The organism is Tichowtungia aerotolerans (assembly GCF_009905215.1).
Lineage (GTDB): Bacteria > Verrucomicrobiota > Kiritimatiellia > Kiritimatiellales > Tichowtungiaceae > Tichowtungia > Tichowtungia aerotolerans.
This window is the reverse complement of sequence record NZ_CP047593.1, coordinates 1,801,937-1,819,970: the sequence shown is the minus strand read 5'-3', so window position 1 is coordinate 1,819,970 and position 18,034 is coordinate 1,801,937. Positions and strand designations below refer to the sequence as shown.

The following is an 18,034-nucleotide window of genomic DNA, read 5'->3' as shown; positions in this document are numbered from 1 at the left end:
GCCTTGGGAAAAATATGCGCATCTATGCAATAGACTAGTACTGCTGCACGGTTTTGATCATCGCCATGATGTTTTCGATCGGGGTGTCGGCCTGCGCGAAGTGGCAGGAGCACGGCAGATAACCGGTCGGGCCCAGTGTTTCCAAACATTGGAAGGTTTCTGCCGCGACCTCTTCCGGCGTGCCGAACGGAAGAATTTTCTGGTTTTCAACGCCGCCGTGAAAAACCAGCCTGTCGCCGTACTGTTCTTTCAGCTCTCTGCAGTCCATGCCGGGGCAGACGTGCTGAACCGGATTGAGCACGTCGATGCCCGCGTCGATCAGACGCGGGATGAGCGGCGCGGCCGCACCGTCTGTGTGGAAGAAGACTTTGGCGCCAAAAGAGTGCACCATATCGCACCACTGTCTGAGACGAGGAAAGATAAATTCATCAAATGCAGAAGGAGACATGAGCAAACTCTGCTGGGTACCCATGTCGTCGCTGATAAACACCAGATCAATGGCCCCGTCGGCAGCTTCTAGAAACCGACGGCACATTTCGCCCTGCACCCCGGCAATATGGTCGAGCGCGGCATGCAGAAACTCCGGTTCAGCGACAGTATCCATCAGCGCCTCTTCGAGGGAACGCATCTGGCAGTAAACCTCAAAAATGGAAATCCAAGGACCCAGGGTAACAAATTCCTGTGAGATTTTTTTTGCCTCGGCAGCGGCAGTTTCGTAGTCGAAATCATCCGGGTTCGGCCACGGATAGGCGTCCAGCTGTTCAACCGAATCGAGTTCGAGCAGCGGGTTGAAGCAGACTTCGCCATAACCGGTTTCATCATTGGCGGCAATCTTCTGGTGTTTGACTCCCCAGTGGTTGACCGATGCGTGTTCGTTGGGATCTTTCAGAAGCACTCCTTTATAGGGAATGCCCAACCAAACGATTTTATCGATATCCAGCTGACGGTAGATATCGAGCTCATCGTTCACACCCAGCTGCGTCTTGAATTTCTGCACCAGTTCCGGCACCAGCCAAAGGTCCACCGGGACTCGATCCGGAACCTCGCCGTTCAGCACTGCCAACACCCGATCTCTTGCGCTCATATTTACTCTCTCTCTTTTTTTGAATAAAATATACACTCCAAACCAATATTTCTTGGTATATATTCATTTTATGGCGTGTGGAAATTCACATCTGATCAAAACCCCCAATCGGGAAAGTGCGTTCAAAGAGCTGCAGGCAACCGGTCTGGCACTGGAATATTTCCCAGCGTTCGAACAGCAGCAACACGACTTCCATACCCATGAGTTTGTGGAAATTCTTTTTGTACTCAACGGAACCTTTCGGCACGTCACCGCGGATCGCACGTATGATGAAGCCGCGGGGGGCCTGACCATTCTCAACTACAACCAGTTTCACACGCTCAAGACACCGAACGGCCCCGTTGAACTGATCAATGTATACTGGAACTTAAAGAAATGGCCTTTGCCGTCACTTCCAGAACCATTGTCTTCCCGAATGAATGAACTGATTCCAGCTCATCCGATGCTCGGACACCGGCTCAACCGGATTCGTCACCTTCAGGTCGAAGCAAAAGAAAAAACCAAACAACTGCTGTTCGCACTCCTGCAGGAGCAGCAGGAGCCGACGGCAGGAAGCGAGGCTGCCATCGATGCCCTCTTCCGGCTGTTCCTCATTGAACTGTGCCGGGCTGCGCCGGTTGATCCCGCCGCCGAAGAGCAGGCGTTCAATCCACGCATGGAAACGGTGCGTCATTATCTGGAGAATCATTTTTCAGAGCCGGTCCGGCTTGAGCATCTATGCCGTCTTTCCAATCTTCGGAAACCCAACCTGTGCCAGCAGTTTAAAAAATACACGGGATTGAGCACCGGCGAATATCTGAAACAACTCCGGTTTTCCGCCGCCCTGCAGAAACTGCGCACCACCAATGATAAAGTGCTGAGCATCTGCCACGAATGCGGGTTTTCGGACGTCTCCAACTTCAACCGAACGTTCCGCGCCGCCTTCGGGCAGAGCCCGGGACAGTATCGGCAGACCGCCTGCGCGAAAAAAACGGCGTAATCCTGAACTGGATCAAACGGCTCGGCTGGCAGTTTGAAAACCCCACTGGAGGGCTCGCCGAAAACGGAATAAGACCGGCCGATCAGCTACCATGACCACCCAGCTTTCAGCTCTATAAATGTAGTATTCGGTATTACGCATTCCACGACAGAATCATACTGCGACCGTCCATCAGCAATACATTCATAAAGTAACGAGCCAGCTGATGTGGTCCCCGTTTATCGAAGTTTTGCCAGCGCCAAAACCCGAACAAGACAGCGTCTGACCTGACACCCCGATAATTGCACCTCACCCTTTTTCCCAAAGTATGGAGCCGCTTGCTACCAGATTTTCCACCACGGCTGATCAGAAAAGTCCAGGTCTAGCTTCTCATCACCGTATTGCATTTCAATCAAACCGCTCTTGTATTCGGATTTCAGATACGGACTGTCGAAGGTCATCGGGTAGGAATAGTCGATATATTCGCCGCCGACCGTCGGCATTTCCATGGTGCCTGCATTAAAAACGATCTCTTCGGCATCTTCACCGCAGCCGGTGTAGACCAGGACGTTGTAGCCCGGCACCACGGTTTTGTAGAGCGCGATCGGATTATCAAGAATATCCGCAATGAACTCTTCCATCGTCGGATGGTCGGCCTTGCGCCCCGCCTCGATAATGACCGGAGAGAATTGATCCTCGAGCCGGATCACCTTGCGGTCACAAATCCAGGAATAGGCTCCCGCCTTGATTTTCACGGTTGCATCCTCCTTGGAGCTGTTGAAATACTGCTGCGTGTCCGCACCGCCGGCCTTGTCCTTCTTAGCCTTTTCATACGCCTCATCCCAGAGGATCGGTTTGATGGCCGCATAGGCGTTGCCCTTCCGAACAAAAACCCAGCCCTCGCGCTCAACCAGCTCATCCCAATCGTCACCGACAAAAACGCCCATGCCGCGGTCATACATAATGCCTGCGGGGAACCAATCCGGATTCATCTGGAAAATCCGGCGAGCCTGCTGGGTAATCAAAACCGACTGGCTCTGCACACTGCGGTAATTCAGGTGCATGTCATAGCCCTTCTTGCTTTTGACATAGCCCGGCTCATCCTTGCCCTCCACATTCAGACCGACGGTCACAATCCGGCTTTTCGGAGACTGGGCAAAGATCATGCCGTGCCAGCGCTTCGTTAAGCTCAAGTGACTGTGCACCGCGGCCGGATGCTCCATCTGTGCGCCGAGCACATAATCGGGCGTGACATAGCTGTATTTCAGAAACCGCGATTCGGTATCACACAGCAAAGTGCGCTCGGTTCCCAGCGGGCGCGGCCAGACATTTTCCTCTTCACCCACTCCGCGCGATTTATACTCGAAACAACCAAGCCCCTGACGGTCCAGCGCGGTCTTCATGACGACCGGCGGCAGCTGATAGTCATTCACCAATGTGTAGTAATACCAGATCGTCCCGTTCCCCGGACCGCCCAGATAATAGCGCATATATTCCGTGATCGACGCATAGCCGCCCTCATAGTTGTGCCGGCCTTTCATACCGCCGCGCAGACCGGAAATGGATTCCTGCGCCCAGTCGGCCCAGACGAGGTCAAAAAAGTTTCCGACGATCTGCTTCAGCTCCTCATCGCCGCTGCAGGTGTAGACCAGATCCACAAAGTTCAGAGTGTGGTGCATGTAGCCGTCAGCCGCCCGCTCAACAAAGAACCCCCGCTTGGCGCGCTCCTGAAAATATTCCTTCAGGAACGCCAGCCAGGCTTCGTAATGATCGGCGGCATTGTACTCCTTGCCATCCTTCAGGTTGGCCCGTCCGCCGCCGTCGCGTGTACTGCCATCCACATCTTTCCCATAGTATCCGTTACCGCCGTAATGGTACGCGCCGCCAAAACCATAGTCCGGATAGATGCGGTCTTTATAGTCCGGCTCGTTCATGAAAATGCGCGATGAAACCAGGTTGCACGCCTTGGCGTTGATGTCATGATTCTCACTGCCATCCAGCCACCAGGTGCTCTGCCGGGCCCAATGGATATCGTTTTTGCTATAAGTCCGTTCCCAAAGCACCTCCAGCAGCTTTTTCTCAACCTCCGGTGTTAAGCGGCCGGGAAAGATGTCCGACTTACTTGAAAAATTAAGATAAAGCCGGCACAGCATCGGATTCAAAAACAGGGACCATGGATCATCCAGCACATCCGGCTTTTGCAGCTCTTCTAGAAGCCCGGCATTCGCCTCTTCCAGATCGCGGCCCAGATACAGTTTCGTAAAATAGTTCACATAGGGGCTGCCCCACTTCGTCTTTGCCGCGCGTTCGTGGGCATCCAGGATACGGGCCGACCGCGTCTTGCGCTCCTCGGCCATGCGCTGTTCGAGCGGCTTGTCGGTCACACCGATCACCGTTCCCTGCTTGGCAAATCGGATTCCGTCCAGCCAGACCAGCGCATCCTTCGGCAGCACCGCCCTGAACCGGCACGCAGTCACATTGGAAAAATCAAACCCGTCCTCCGCCTTGAACTCCGCCAAAGAAAGCCGCAGTTCCTGCCAATCGTCCTGACCCAATGCCGCGATGGTTTTCATGGCCTGTTTACCGGCCTGATCCACCAGAGCCACCGTGCAGGCGCCCGCGGGGGCCGAGCCTTTCACCTTCACATGCAGGTTCAGGGAAAACTGATCGTCGAGTTCCCACACCCCGCCCCAAAGGCTCGACACAAAACCGAAGGTTTTCGCGCTGCCGGCCTTGCCCGCATCATACATAACACTCAGGTCGCCCACCCGCTTATCCGCATGATCCACCTGAAAAAAGGCGGGCTTATAGTTCGTTGCCAGCCGGCGGTCCAAATCGTGATACAGGCTTTGCCCCTCGTTCGCGACCGTAAACAACCGGGGCGCTTCGTCCCAGAAATCCAGCAAGGCTTCCTCTGCATACCCCCCCGCACTGCAGAACAGCACAGCCATCATGAATTGGATTGATTTTTTCATTACATGTTCCTTTCGCAATCGTTTTAGTTTCGCACGAAGACCTCAAAATCGCGATAGCGGGCCGAGCGGGCAAACATATGCCGCAGCCCGATCTGTCCTTCGCGAACCGGAGGGACATCCGTGTTTTCCCCGCGGCACAGCATCGACCCGTTGTTCGTGAGGGTCGCAAACTCTCCGCCCAGACATACCTGTTCATTGTTCATATCCGCCTCAGCCCCCATGCGGTCGTAAGAATGCATCCCGCGATTATCTGACCATTTATCCTTCTACTCGCTGCCATCACGCGTCTCCGTTATCGTCAGGGCTTCAAAATCGTAAACCCACCGGATGTCGCCCCACTGCGCAATCACTTCATAGCGGTTCTGCCCCGTTTTCAAATAGGGACTGTTATACGTGTAGTCCGTTCTCAGAGCCTTGTTATAGGGATTGTCCGCATCGGTATCGTGAATCACCGGCGGTCGGTAATCCGTGAAAAACTGAATGTCCGGTTTGCCGGGACGCTGGATCAGCAGTTCATTCGTTTTTTCCAGCAGAACGAGTTCGTTCAGCACATAATTTTGAAAAGCCTCGGCCGAGGCAACCCCGTCATGCGTACTGCCGGCAAAGAACACAATCGGTGCAAAGTCGTTCGTCGGAATCAGGAAGGTCGTTCCCTGATAATGATGCGAGGCTTCCCCCCAGGAGTGCCCGCCAACTGCCTTCACGGCAACCCACGCATCGCCCGTCGAAGCAAACACCCATCCGTTGGTTTCTGTTCGTTTCAGCGAAGGGCTGAAGTAGACCATCATTCGTTCCATGTAGCGCGAACGCATCGTCTTCTGGGCAATCATCAGATTGTCGTGCTGCACCTGCCAATAGGCATTATGCACCCGTGTACTTCCCGCCGTGCCTTCGGCCCACGGCAGTACCTTCGAATGCTTGGCATCATTAAACACCACGCCGCCCCAGCGATCCTGACGGGTGATCCCCGAATCATCGCCAGTTCCGTCATCGATACCGTCCAACAGCTGCAGCGTGCTGCCGATCATATAAGCAGGAGTTTTCCAGCAATAGTTCACCAGCGCGGAATCGTCCGCGATATAGTAGGTTTCACCATGCTCACGGTCGTACATTCTGGAAGGTTTCACACTCTCCCCGAGCACCCGATTGCGGATCAGGAACGGCGGCTCGCTGTCACCGAATTCTCTGAGAAAAACCGCGAGTCCCGGCACCTGGTACTGACTCGTTTCAAACACACGCGAATGAGTACCGGAACCGACCTCGCCGAATAAAAGTCGCTTATGCCTCATCATGCCGGGAACCGTCTCCGGCGCTGACCTGGGAAAGCGGCTTTTTCCTCCGCCCCGGAATCCGTCTGCAAAGGAGATCTGCGCCTCCTCGATAAACGAAATGTCCAGCACCATCCTGGCAAGCTTCCGGATATCCGGATCGGGCGACAGGTCGTACAGGTTGAAAAGCACCGAATTGGAATATTTTGCATACTCCGCACCGACCTCCATCCAGAGCCCGGATGCGGCACGCTCTTTAAGCCATTTTTTGAAATAAGTGACATACCACTGGTCAACCTGCGCGACTGTGTGACCGTTCGAGCAGATCAGGCTGCTGTAGGCCGGATCATCCGCCAGCACGGAAAAAATGATGTGGTTATTGCCTTTGCGGATCAGGTCATGATTTTCAGAAGCGTAGACTGACCAGACCGATCCCTCAGGTTCCGCCGCCTCATTGCGGGAAGGCTCCCAGTACTCCTCGAACTCTTTTGCCCATTTCCAGAGCACCTCTTTCATGGCGGCTTCGGTTTCCGGCGTCAGCCGTCCCGGATAATATGTGCTCCGGCTGTTGAACAATGCCAGAATCCGCACATAATCAACCGCGCCGAAATAGGCAAAGGGTTCGTCGGTCAGCGCAAGGGCCTGGATCCGCTCATTAGCCTCATCCACGCGCTCATTCATAAATAACAGTGAAAGCGCCCACATCACATCGCCCCAGGCCTGCGCTCCGGGAGCCGGCCACAGCGTTTCTTTGCCGACCGCCTCGTTCAACACTGCGGCCCGCTGCCGCATGGAGTTTGCATGAACCTGCTCGACCAGATCATCTAAAGACTGGCCCGCAGAGCCCTCGACAGAGCTGAATACAAAAAAAACTGCTGTCACAATTCCATGGATCATTCTCATACCGTGTACCCACCTCTTCACTGCATTACTTGAAATCTTATCGTACAACCTATCTCACCAGCCTCAATGGTTTACAAAACACAAAAACGATGCAATCATGAACAATTATGATTACACGCCGCAATCTACCTGAGATGCCTCAACGCGTTTCCCCGGAACTGATCGAACGGTCGGCTAAGCTTCCGGAGCCGGATAACTACTATGCCGGACAAAGCGATACAACGGCTGTCCTTCCTAAAAACATCCTCTTATTTCACCGCGACACCTTGAGCCCGGCACACCGCGACACCAACGTGCACAACCGCTATGTGCTGTTCTGCTGCCTGAAAACACCGGGAACCCTGTTCGTCAATGAACAGATGCTGGAGCTTCCGGAAGGACACGCCACCCTTATTTTTCCTCATCAGTTTCATCATTATATCCTGCCGAAAGAGCCAACCCACTGGCTGTTCATCACCTTTGAACTGCCGGAAACCCAATGGCTGAGTCCGCTTCAAAACCGGGTTTTCTCCATTTCACCCGAAACGGAATCTATCCTTTTTCAGTTACTGGAAACATACTCGAGCGAAAAGATCGTCCGACACAGTCATATCCTGACCCACACCCTAGGCTATCTGTTGGCAAACCTGATCCAAACAGATAAAGGCAACCAGGATGAGTCCCTTCAGCATACTGCGCCCAAAAGCCGAGCTGTACTGATCATACAAAAAATCAACCGGTTCATTTACGCCAATCTTGACCAAAACCTCAACATTGACACACTCGCCGCGAATGTCGGAGTGTCCGCGAGCCACTTGCGGCTGCTGGTCCGCTCCCGGATCGGAATAGGACTGGGGCATTATATCAACCGCATTCGCATCAATCATGCAGAGCAACTTCTTGCAGAAACCGACCTGCCCATCAAACACATCGCCATCGACTGCGGCTTCAACTCGTCCCAGAGTTTCGCCCGCGCATTCCGGAGAGCGACCGGCGTCGCGCCGCATCAATTCCGCAGGAACGGGAACAGCATGTAAACCAGAGTGATACGATCCCGGACAGGTTTCATACAACGCAGACAAACCGGCTTGATGTATTGCCGGAACGCGCTTTATCCATCGATCAAAACCTGCGCACCGGTCTGGTCGGCCGTACGCATCGCGCTGATAATCCAAATGCTATGCGCAACCTGCTCGGGAGAAACCTCCCCGTCCACCGTTCCGCCATTGCGAACCGCAGAATGGAAATTTTTCCACTGGTAATTGTTCAGCGGCCCATAGTCGAACATTTCAATGCGACGGTTCAGCACCGCGCCATCCTCCTGCCGCATCTGCAGCAACAGCTCCTTCGCCGTCACAAACATACCGGCATCCACTTCCAAAGCCCGAACTCGAACCGTTCCTCGCTTATAATGGAGTGTCAGCACATCCGGCAGGCGATGTCCGTCATCAATGCAAAACGAAACGAAAACGCTTGCAAGGGCCCCGCTGGAAAAGCGAAGCGAAAGCTCTGCATTATCAGGGGTCGGCCGTCCGGTAAAAATGCGACTGTGCATCACATGCACCGCCTCCACCGTTCCGCAAAGACGAAGCAGCTGGTTAATCCCGTAAATTCCCAAGCGGAAAATCGGCGCCACCGGACACCGCTCCGGATCATCCTGCCAGCTGCCGTCCGCTTTTTCACGAAGCGAAGAATAGGTTTCCCATCGAACCCCGACTGGCTGCCCTAAATCAAATTCCTGCTGCCACTGCAGAATCTGCGCGGTTTCGGGATCCGGCAGCGCACTGGGTGAATTCAAATGAACCGCTTTTCCGAGACTCCGGGCTTCCTGCAAAACGGACAGTGCCTCATCGGCATCCACCTCGAACGGCTTCGTGGTCATCACATGCTTGCCCGCGCGAATAATTTTGCGGATCAGCTCCGCGCGACCCGCCGGCGGCGTAAACAGTCCGACGGATTCAATTTCCGGATCCGCCAGGATTTCATCCAACGAAGCATACACGCGTGTATCGTAGCGTTCAGCCACCTCGCTGGCCAATTCTGCATTCAGGTCGCACACTCCACACAGCGAAATATACGGCTCAGCCCGTCCAGAAACGATCTCCTTAATGAGGTGCTCCCCGAAGAAAAGCCCCACCGCCGCCATGCTGATTTTTTCAGACTGATTCATGATTATTTTTCCAAAAGAGTGTAGGCGGTCAGACCATCGAGATTCTTCTTCGACTGAGGCGCCAGAAAACTGGCAAGATACCCCACGATAATGCAAGCGAACACACCGACAGTAAGGTAAGCCAGCGCATGCAGGTTCATGCAGAACTTCGCGTAATAATTGGCCGCAATAGAGGCAACAGTTCCGACCCAGACCCCGAAGCTGTTGGTGCGCGTTGTGAAGATCCCCAGCACGAAGATCCCGGTGATCGGCGCAAGGATCATCCCGGTGATCATCAGAGCCAGATCCCAGACTGACAGCAGACTGGTACGGGCCAGCAATAACGCGGCGCCAGTCCCAAAGACTCCGAGACTGATTGTGAGCGTCCGCCCAACAATAAGGCACTTATGATCGGTTGCTTTGGGAAAGAAGCGACGATAGACATCTTCCACTCCAAGGTTAGCCACACTGTTGATGGCTCCGGAAACAGTGGACATGGTGGCTGCCAGCAGCGCGGCGACGACAAACCCCGCCATGCCGGGCGGCAGGGTCTGCGCGGCAAAAAACGGGAAGATACCGTCGGACTTGAGCGCCGGACTGAGAATTTCCGGGCGCGTTTTATAAAAAAGGAACAACAGGGTCCCGAGGGCAAAGAGAACAATATTCATCGGCACAGCAACCGCCAGTTGCGTAAGAATGGTTTTACGTGATTCCTTTTCATCATGAGTACACTGAACGCGTTGAATAAAAGTCTGGTCGCCAATCATTCCCAGAGTCATCGAGACTACATTGGAAAAGACAATAAGAAATACCGGCGCGGTCCAGTCAAAGCTGAAATCGAATACCTGCAGTTTGTTCATCCCGCTGATGACTTCTCTGGCAGCCGGCACCGTCATATCGAGCGAGAAAAAAGCCCAGAAACAGCAGGTCAGCACAGCCAGCAGCATAACGGTCGCCTGCAGCACGTCGGTCCAGATAACAGCTTCAAGGCCGCCCAGGGTCACATAGATGGTGGCGACCACACCCATAATCAAAATACTCTGCTCCATCGGAAGCCCAAAAATAGCACTGAGCGCAATTGAAGGCAGCAGCAGAATCGCAGCCATCCGACCCATCATTTGATTGAGCGAATAGATGACAAAGCCGAGCATGCGGACCGGCAACCCATAACGACGTTCCAAATACTCATTGGCGGTTGCAATATTCAGACGACGAATAATCGGAATGTACACCAGCAGCATCAACGGCAACTGCACCACAACCACAAACAAAGAGATCGAAAAATAGATCCAGTTGTCAGCAAAGGCCTTGCCCGGCATCGCCATCAGGCTGATCGCGCTCGCCCCACTGGCGAACAGGCTCAGACCCGCCGCCCACCACGGAATCCGGTTGCCGGCGCGGAAATAGTCGCCGCTGGACTTCTCTTTTTTGGAGAAATACATCCCGACACCAACCAAGGCGAGCACCAGACCCGCGACAACCGAATGGTCCACCCATCCATATTTGGTGGGCTTCAGCAACGCTTTGGCGCTCACAACCGAATCGGAGGTGAACAGAGCAAACTCCGTGCCGCTCGATGCCGCAGCGAACACCTTGACCTTTTCCGGCAGGCGCCCCATTTCAAGCCACTCCCCGGTAATACGGTGATACGCCAGAATCCGATCATCGGATGCCTTGGCATTGAAAAAGAGCAAATGATCGTTCCCACAAGAGGCCGCAACAAAACCACTCAAGTCTTCCGGCGGACTGGTTAATCGCTGCCACTCATCCCGTGCCGGATGATATAAAAGTGCTGATTCGCCGATGATATACAGAGAGTCCTGCAAACTGACGGCGGCTCTGGTTTCCACAGAATCTTCAGGTGACTTAGAGCATTCAACCCAGCCGGCATCCGGACTGTCCAGATCCAGCTTCAGCAGTGTAACTCCGCTGACCACATACAATGTGCTTCCGACCAGCGCCGCACCGGGATTTGACAATGAAACCGGCAGCTCCGGGAGGTCTGTAACCCCATCGCCTTCCACATGGGTCACACTCTGCCCGCTGATCCGAATAAACCCGTCTTTGATTTCCAAGCCTTGGAAAACCAGAACATCGGAAGCATTTTGTTCAATGGCCTCAACAACCGGTGCCGAAGAAAACTCAAAAAAACCACCCGACGGCTCAGCAGCCCCGCCCCCCGCTCCAACCAGCAGGCTCGCAATCATCATCTTTATCAATTGTCTCATTCCATCTCTTTTCTTGCCTGCAACCCATTGTTAAACAACAACGAAACAACGGCGATTATAACAGAATCGCGCTCCACCGACTTCTCCAATCCTTGGAAAAAGAGTATCGGAACCATTCTATTCAGCAACCAACACCGCCGACATGGTTTTAAATCCCTGATACAGGGTCCCGGATGTCAGCCCATGCTGTGCAACCATTCCGAATGCGGTAATATCCATAAGCGACGAACCTTTCACAGCCGGCCCCGGATTGGATCGGTCGAAAAACAGCGTTCCTTTGGCCGGTTCAAATTCATACCAGTCTGCTGCAGCCCCGTTAATCGACCATTGCGTCGTGTATCCGGCAGAAGTCAGTTTTGTGATGTACCACCGGCCATCGCTTTGCACCAGGAAAGCAGCCCCCCGCATAAACCCGGCGGCCGGGGTTCCTGCCAAATTGGTCGCCAGCTTAAGGGAATCCTCTTCGTCCGCAAATCTCAGACCCTTTTTCTGATCCGCACCGTTTAAAAAATTGATCTTTTCCCAATACCAGGCCGAAGCCATTCTCCGGCTTATTCCCGGCACAGTATTCGTCCAGCCGTAGATAACCGTCTCATCCTTGGGCGTAAACCGATTAAGATTCATCACTGGATCCAGATCGGAATCAATATTGGCAAGGCTCACCCCATACTTCAGGCCTGGCCCCGACTTTCCCTCAGGTATCACGACAATATCGGAATCCAACGGCCAGTAAGCGGTTCCGAATGCAATGCTCAACAGCCGATCATCCTTCTTCCCGTCGGAGTCCGCATCCACCGTACTGAACACCGGCACTTCAAACGCATTGATATAGCTATCTGAATAGTCCGCGCCAAAATCAACCGCAACGACCGGCTCTACCGCCACTGACACCGAAGCCAGCAGCCCCATACCAACCAGAATTATCCACCAAAATCTATTCATCATTCTTCCTGTTAATAATATTCACAACAATCTCCCGCGAACTGACACAGCTCAAAATCGAAAAACAACCTTTGGAAAACGCTTCGTGCTTTCCCCAAAGGTTGTACATGCGGGTTTTACTTACTGGGAAGCTTCAATCTGCAAGCGCAGGAACCGGCCGTCCACATCCATAGGAACGGTGGCGGTGACTTCCTCGAAACTGGCGCTGATAAGCCCCGAAACAACTTCGGCCACACCGTTCGTCGTCCACCCGTCCGGCGTGTTCACCAAATCGCTATCTCGCTGAACATAGTAAGTGAGCCCAAGCCCTTCAGATCCTAGGCGGCGACTGTAGACATAGGCAAACAGGTTGCTGCTGCTGTCCACATAGGAGACCGGCAGAATATCCGCCGCATCATCAACTTCCGGGTTTCCTCCGAGAGCGTATTCAACCAGATGGTTCATCCCATCCAGATCGAAGTCATCGCTCAGGTTGGTCTGGACGCCGACGCTGTAGTCCGCAATCCAATCGTTATAAGTTACGACGACCGTTGGAATCGGCCCCGCGAGTGACACCGTGTGCCATCCGGCGGGTTCCGTCATCACAGAACCGCCCGCAATACTGTACAAGAACACGTCACGCGCCCCGTCGTCCGCATCGTTGTCGCAAAGCAACAAGATGGTTCCGAACTGGTCATTGGTGGCCGGCACATATCCGGCATCATTCAATATCTCCGTCCACTTCAGCTTGGCTTCAAACTTCCAGCTCGCCCCATCGGTGGAACCAGCAAAGACTGAGCTGTCCAGCTTGAGCGTCCCTCCCCCATCTTTATAAATAGACGTCTGCGCAGTTCCGCTCCCATCCACAAACATTTCAAACGTCAGGGTATCGTCCCAAACGGTGTTGCTGATGGACGGGTTGAACCCAAACAGAAGATGGTCATCCGGATATCCGCCTGCAATATGCACATCATCAGTAATCTCAAACCCGAAATAGAGATAATCCGCATCCCACTTGTAACTGAAAGAACCACTGATATCCGCGGGATCCATATCAGCACTATTCCCCGCAACTGCCCCCACATTAGGAAGGGTTGTCAGGTCAGGATAAGCCAGATCTAGCGTTATCGAATCGCCCCATTCACTGTTGCCCAAAACCCCGTCAATCACTGGCGGGACCACCGCCTGGGGCGCATCAAATGCCCGCAGACTTTCAACCGCCGGGCCGGTCGTATAAATCCGGAATTCATCAATATAGCCTTTGAAGGCGGAACTCGTATTATAACGTGCGCCAATCGTGGTGGCCTCTCTTGATGTAAAGTCAAACAGCCCACCGTCGAGCTCGGTATCGCTTTCGAGTGTCCCGTTCACATAGATCAGCAGGTTGGAAGAGGTTGCCTCTACCGCAAAATGATTCCAGTTGGTGGCCGCGAAACCGGCAGGCTTGGCGTCTTTCCAAGACGCTACATAATTTGCATCCCACCTTAAAACCGTAAATCCATCATCTCGTGCATACACCACAATCTGGCCCCAACGATCAACCAGAATCTGGTCATCATACGCAACATCTGACTTGCACCATCCCTCAATACGCATTTTCGTCCGATCCACAGGAGTATCCCCCCAGGGAATATTCAGATATTGAGCGGTATTAGTGGCAGCGCTTTGAATATTATCCAGATAGAGACAATTGCCGAACGCGGCATTGCCAACCGGGAAATCAAGACCGGGTGTCACTGCAGGATCAACCAGCGCCGGACCGTTTGTGTTAGGATTGGGGAACACGGTCAAATCGGCATTGCGGCCAAAAACGACACGGTCGTCATCATCGACAAACTCCTGATCACGAACCGCATCCATATGCCACAGAGCAACCGTATTTTCATTATCCACATAAGGAACCCGATGGCTCAGATCCGGAACCACCGCCTGAACGATCGTGTTTGAACCATCATAAGTTACAGTAATCGTTCCAAACGAACTGACGGGAACAATCCATCCATTTCCAATATAACCTTCGATCTCAGTCTTTTCATTACCGTCAACCACAAGAGAACCGTCAGCGCCGATCTTGATCAGCCCCTTGGCTGTCATGGCGAGATCAACGGTATTAATGGCCCCATCAATCAGTTCCACGACGTTCGTAGCCGTGCCTGTGCCCCAAGCCGGCGGCACCTGGAACCCATAACCGCTGACAGTCTGGTTAACTGTCCCTCCATTTGTGACAATCAGTTTCCCGGTACCTCCTGCGCCAACATAAAAGTGATCGGCGACATTCAGCGTTCCGCCATCGACCGTAACGATCCCTGTTGTTCCTGCACCTTCAGCAATCCTCATTCTTCCGGTGGCGTTTAATGTTCCCTTAATCGTCAGGTCAATCCCCGGGGTTCCTCCAGGAAAAAACATGGCCACGGTATCTTCATCATCGGCATAAAGAACCGCAGTATCGGAATTATCCATCCAGGTGTTCTGAGCGGTAGGCAACGTTCCGCCCCAGTTGGCAGGATTCATCCAGTCATCATCTCCTCCCGCACCGGTCCAATTCGCGGCGAATGCAGTACCGCACGCAAACAATAACGTTACAGCAACGATTGATTTTATCACTCTGTACTGGTGTTTTCTCATTTATGCTCCTTCCTTTTGTTAACCCTCACGAAAATTTTAAAACCACATCTGATTTCGTCACTCCCCACTCATTCTTTACACTCAAAATCCTCTACCCGCACAGTGGTTCCTGTGAGTCGCGCTTTTTCCGCGGCAAAACCCATGGCATGGCTCATTACAGACGTATGAATTGAAGACAGCATTTGCTCGGGAGCACTACACCTCATTTCCTCGTGCAGCGCCTGCATCAAACCGAAATCCCCGCCTCCGTGCCCGCTGTAACCAAGGTCATCGAACTCAACGTTATGGCGCACCTGCCGACCGTCAGCATGATCCGTCACCACAATATCATCGCCGCAGGTTTCCTTATAGGCCGCACCGCCCACCAGTCGTGCCTTCGTGCCGAAGATTTCAATGCTGCGACCTTCGTCAAATGCCGTCATCGTAAACGTCGCCGTCACACCGCCCTCAAATTCCATAGCAACCACCTGATGGTCAACCGCGGTATTATCGCAGGAATAGACGCAACGCCCCCACGGACTCTGCCTCAGCCAGGCCTCGATCTCATCCGGGGCAGCCGCAGCCCCGCCATCCATGACGAGATGAAGCAGCTCGCGGTTCCGATCCATGTAGTGCAGCGCGTTATACATGCAGTCCAGCCCAAGCGGGCAGCCGTCCGTGCAGCGCAGCGGTGATCCCTCCGGCTTGTTGTTTTCCGTAAAATGGCTCAACCCGCCATAGCTCGCAACCGACTTGCAGGGACGGCCGATCAGCCAATAAAGGATGTCGAGATCATGGCAGCTCTTCGCGATAATCATCGGCGAACACTTATCGGTCACCGCCCAATGTCCCCGCACATAGGAATGCGCCTGGTGCCAGGCACCCACTCCCTCGCGGGCATTAACCGACTCCACTGCTCCCAGCGCACCGGAGTCGATGATTTCCTTTACCTTTTTATAGAACGGCGTGTAGCGCAGCACATGGCAAACCAGCACACGCCGATCCAGACACTTTGCAGCGTCCGCCAGTTCCCGCACCTCGGCCATGGTGGGAGCAATCGGCTTTTCCAGCAGAATGTCATAGCCCGCCTCCATCGCCCGCAGGCAGGGCTCAACATGATAATCATCCTGCGTGCCGATAATCATGACGTCAGCCAGCTTCGGGACGGAAAGAATATCCTTATCGTCGTGATAAAGGGCAATATCTGCATTCCCGGAAATTGTGCGCATCGCCTCGCGACGCACAGCCACCGGATCGGCCACGGCCACATTCTCATAATGCTCCGGCAGCGTTGCAGCAATCGACATATATGTCTGCGTCCGTCCGCCACACCCAATCGCCGCCAATCTCGACTTCTTCCGCATAAATATTCCTGTTTCTAAAATTCGAAATAAAACAGAAATAATCATACACGCCCCTGCTCAAGCTACGATTGTTTACTATTTTCCATAATGCTTTTAACCTAAACAATTCCGATTAAAATATCGGCAAACTGCTCTCAAAGCCCATCCCTCACCGGACAAGCCCTGACGTTCACCCCGAAAACTGGACCAGTTGATACTTTAGGATTCGGCTTCGTTTAACCTCATGATAAGGAGGACGAATGAAGCGGAAGAGATACACAGAGGAACAGATCGTATATGCCCTGAAGCAGGCGGAGAACGGCGAGAAGATAGCCGAACTATGCCGGTCGATGGGAGTCAGTGAGGCCACGTTTTACAACTGGCGCAAGAAGTACAAGGGGCTTGGAGTAAGCGAGGTGCGGGAGTTACGCATGTTACGTGATGAAAACCGCAAGTTGAAGCAGCTCGTAGCCGACCTGAGTCTGGACAAGCACATCTTGCAGGAGGTCATTGCAAAAAAGCTCTGAAGCCTGCACGGAAGCGCGAACTGGCCGAGGGGGCATGTGATGCATACGGACTCTCGGGCCGCCGGGCGTGCGGGCTTTTTGAGTTAAGCCGGACCACCTTTTTCTACAAAGCGAAGCCTCGGGACGATGAGGCGCTTCGTCTGCGGATTAAGGAACTGGCCGCTAAACGTGTCCGGTTCGGTTACCGGCGCATTCATGTTCTGTTGCGCCGGGAAGGATGGGAGATTAATCACAAAAGAGTCTATCGGGTCTACATGGAGGAAAACCTTGCCGTTCGCACGAAACCCCGTAAAAAGTTGGCGAACCGGCCTCGTGTTCCTCTTGAGCAGGCTGCCGGGCCCAACGAGCAATGGAGTATGGACTTTGTGATGGATCGCACCGAGGACGGGCGTCACTTCAGGATACTGACGGTAGTCGATAACTTTAGTCGGGAATGCCTGGCGCTATATGCTGACCGATCCATCACCGGTGAAAAGGTCGCGTCTTGTCTGAACGGAGTGGCTAATCAACGCGGTTATCCCAAAAGCATTCGTGTGGACAACGGAAGCGAGTTTTACTCCAGGTCGATGGATGCCTGGACATATCATCATGAGGTCGCCATGGAGTTTATCCGACCGGGTAAGCCGACCGAAAATGGATACATCGAAAGCTTCAACGGAAAGTTGAGGGATGAATGTTTGAATGTGGAGCTTTTCTTCGGAGTGGACGATGCCCGTGATAAACTCGCAGCATGGAAAAAAGATTACAATGAGCAGCGACCGCATAAGTCGCTTGATAACAAGACTCCGACGGAATATATAGGTGCGTGGATGGAGGCGTCCGCGCTTCCCTCCCTCCTCCGGAGGAGGGAGGGAACCCAAAGAACACAGCAACTATTAGAAGCCGTATTTTAGAGGCTCAGTGGTCCAATCGACGGGGGCAGGTCATTATCACGGAGAACTCTCACTACAAACCGTCCAGTTTTATGGGATCAGGTCAGTGACATTCATAACACTCCCTTTTGTCTGAAATATGAGATCAGGCATTAAAACCTCATCATTTAAAAGGTACTCCATTTAAACACAACGTAAAGAAATTCTTTTGCGGGGAAATCCC

The 18,034-nt window shown here is 53.3% G+C and carries 12 protein-coding genes; 3 read left to right on the top strand and 9 right to left on the bottom strand.

All coding sequences use genetic code 11. The features are described from left to right. Nucleotides 1–34: 34 nt before the first annotated feature. Entirely contained in the window at nucleotides 35–1,084 is a 1,050-nt protein-coding gene (locus GT409_RS07475; RefSeq protein WP_160628477.1) for a uroporphyrinogen decarboxylase family protein, read from the bottom strand. Between the two features lie 70 nt (nucleotides 1,085–1,154). Here GT409_RS07475 and GT409_RS07470 point away from each other — a divergent pair, with 70 nt between their 5' ends. After that, complete coding sequence (locus tag GT409_RS07470) at nucleotides 1,155–2,063, top strand: AraC family transcriptional regulator (RefSeq protein ID WP_160628476.1); 909 nt, start codon at nucleotides 1,155–1,157, stop codon at nucleotides 2,061–2,063. A gap of 320 nt (nucleotides 2,064–2,383) precedes the next feature. On the opposite strand, the gene GT409_RS07465 is transcribed toward GT409_RS07470, so the two are convergent. From GT409_RS07465 to GT409_RS07455, 3 genes are all read right to left on the bottom strand, one after another. Further along, a complete protein-coding gene (locus GT409_RS07465) occupies nucleotides 2,384–5,017 on the bottom strand; it encodes a hypothetical protein (RefSeq protein ID WP_160628475.1) in 2,634 nt (877 codons plus the stop codon). Between the two features lie 23 nt (nucleotides 5,018–5,040). Then, nucleotides 5,041–5,220 (bottom strand): hypothetical protein, encoded by a 180-nt coding sequence (locus tag GT409_RS07460; RefSeq protein ID WP_160628474.1) that lies wholly within the window; start codon nucleotides 5,218–5,220, stop codon nucleotides 5,041–5,043. Nucleotides 5,221–5,283: 63 nt separating this feature from the next. Then, on the bottom strand, nucleotides 5,284–7,188 hold the full coding sequence (locus GT409_RS07455; RefSeq protein ID WP_160628473.1) for a hypothetical protein: 1,905 nt from the start codon (nucleotides 7,186–7,188) through the stop codon (nucleotides 5,284–5,286). Between the two features lie 107 nt (nucleotides 7,189–7,295). Between GT409_RS07455 and GT409_RS07450 the strand changes: the two genes are divergently transcribed. Next, a complete protein-coding gene (locus tag GT409_RS07450) occupies nucleotides 7,296–8,204 on the top strand; it encodes a helix-turn-helix transcriptional regulator (protein ID WP_160628472.1) in 909 nt (302 codons plus the stop codon). Nucleotides 8,205–8,278: 74 nt separating this feature from the next. Here GT409_RS07450 and GT409_RS07445 read toward each other — a convergent pair whose 3' ends face one another. The 5 genes from GT409_RS07445 to GT409_RS07425 all read right to left on the bottom strand — a co-directional run bounded on the left by GT409_RS07445 (nucleotide 8,279) and on the right by GT409_RS07425 (nucleotide 16,433). After that, nucleotides 8,279–9,337 (bottom strand): Gfo/Idh/MocA family protein, encoded by a 1,059-nt coding sequence (locus tag GT409_RS07445; RefSeq protein WP_160628471.1) that lies wholly within the window; start codon nucleotides 9,335–9,337, stop codon nucleotides 8,279–8,281. Nucleotides 9,338–9,339: 2 nt separating this feature from the next. Continuing rightward, the gene (locus GT409_RS07440; protein ID WP_160628470.1) at nucleotides 9,340–11,544 is read right to left on the bottom strand and encodes a sodium:solute symporter family transporter; all 2,205 of its coding nucleotides are present in this window, start codon (nucleotides 11,542–11,544) and stop codon (nucleotides 9,340–9,342) included. 117 nt (nucleotides 11,545–11,661) lie between these two features. After that, nucleotides 11,662–12,489, bottom strand: coding sequence for a hypothetical protein (locus GT409_RS07435; protein ID WP_160628469.1), 828 nt, complete (start codon nucleotides 12,487–12,489; stop codon nucleotides 11,662–11,664). 117 nt (nucleotides 12,490–12,606) lie between these two features. After that, nucleotides 12,607–15,090, bottom strand: coding sequence for a LamG-like jellyroll fold domain-containing protein (locus GT409_RS07430; protein WP_160628468.1), 2,484 nt, complete (start codon nucleotides 15,088–15,090; stop codon nucleotides 12,607–12,609). A 68-nt stretch (nucleotides 15,091–15,158) separates the two neighbouring features. Continuing rightward, the gene (locus tag GT409_RS07425; protein WP_160628467.1) at nucleotides 15,159–16,433 is read right to left on the bottom strand and encodes a Gfo/Idh/MocA family protein; all 1,275 of its coding nucleotides are present in this window, start codon (nucleotides 16,431–16,433) and stop codon (nucleotides 15,159–15,161) included. Between the two features lie 239 nt (nucleotides 16,434–16,672). On the opposite strand from GT409_RS07425, the gene GT409_RS07420 reads away from it, so the two are divergent. Next, nucleotides 16,673–17,832, top strand: a protein-coding gene (locus GT409_RS07420; protein WP_408647943.1) for an IS3 family transposase whose coding sequence is annotated in 2 segments (ribosomal slippage) — nucleotides 16,673–16,928 and nucleotides 16,928–17,832 — 1,161 coding nt in all. Because the reading frame shifts where the segments join, the coding sequence is not laid out codon by codon here. Nucleotides 17,833–18,034: the final 202 nt, after the last annotated feature.

Excerpts from the sequence above, each read along its gene's own strand:
- GT409_RS07430 (WP_160628468.1), bottom strand. The coding sequence starts at position 15,090 with ATGAGAAAACACCAGTACAGAGTGATAAAATCAATCGTTGCTGTAACG.
- GT409_RS07475 (WP_160628477.1), bottom strand. The coding sequence starts at position 1,084 with ATGAGCGCAAGAGATCGGGTGTTGGCAGTGCTGAACGGCGAGGTTCCG.
- GT409_RS07455 (WP_160628473.1), bottom strand. The coding sequence starts at position 7,188 with ATGAGAATGATCCATGGAATTGTGACAGCAGTTTTTTTTGTATTCAGC.
- GT409_RS07450 (WP_160628472.1), top strand. The coding sequence starts at position 7,296 with ATGATTACACGCCGCAATCTACCTGAGATGCCTCAACGCGTTTCCCCG.
- GT409_RS07470 (WP_160628476.1), top strand. The coding sequence starts at position 1,155 with ATGGCGTGTGGAAATTCACATCTGATCAAAACCCCCAATCGGGAAAGT.
- GT409_RS07460 (WP_160628474.1), bottom strand. The coding sequence starts at position 5,220 with ATGAACAATGAACAGGTATGTCTGGGCGGAGAGTTTGCGACCCTCACG.
- GT409_RS07425 (WP_160628467.1), bottom strand. The coding sequence starts at position 16,433 with ATGCGGAAGAAGTCGAGATTGGCGGCGATTGGGTGTGGCGGACGGACG.
- GT409_RS07465 (WP_160628475.1), bottom strand. The coding sequence starts at position 5,017 with ATGAAAAAATCAATCCAATTCATGATGGCTGTGCTGTTCTGCAGTGCG.
- GT409_RS07440 (WP_160628470.1), bottom strand. The coding sequence starts at position 11,544 with ATGAGACAATTGATAAAGATGATGATTGCGAGCCTGCTGGTTGGAGCG.
- GT409_RS07435 (WP_160628469.1), bottom strand. The coding sequence starts at position 12,489 with ATGATGAATAGATTTTGGTGGATAATTCTGGTTGGTATGGGGCTGCTG.
- GT409_RS07445 (WP_160628471.1), bottom strand. The coding sequence starts at position 9,337 with ATGAATCAGTCTGAAAAAATCAGCATGGCGGCGGTGGGGCTTTTCTTC.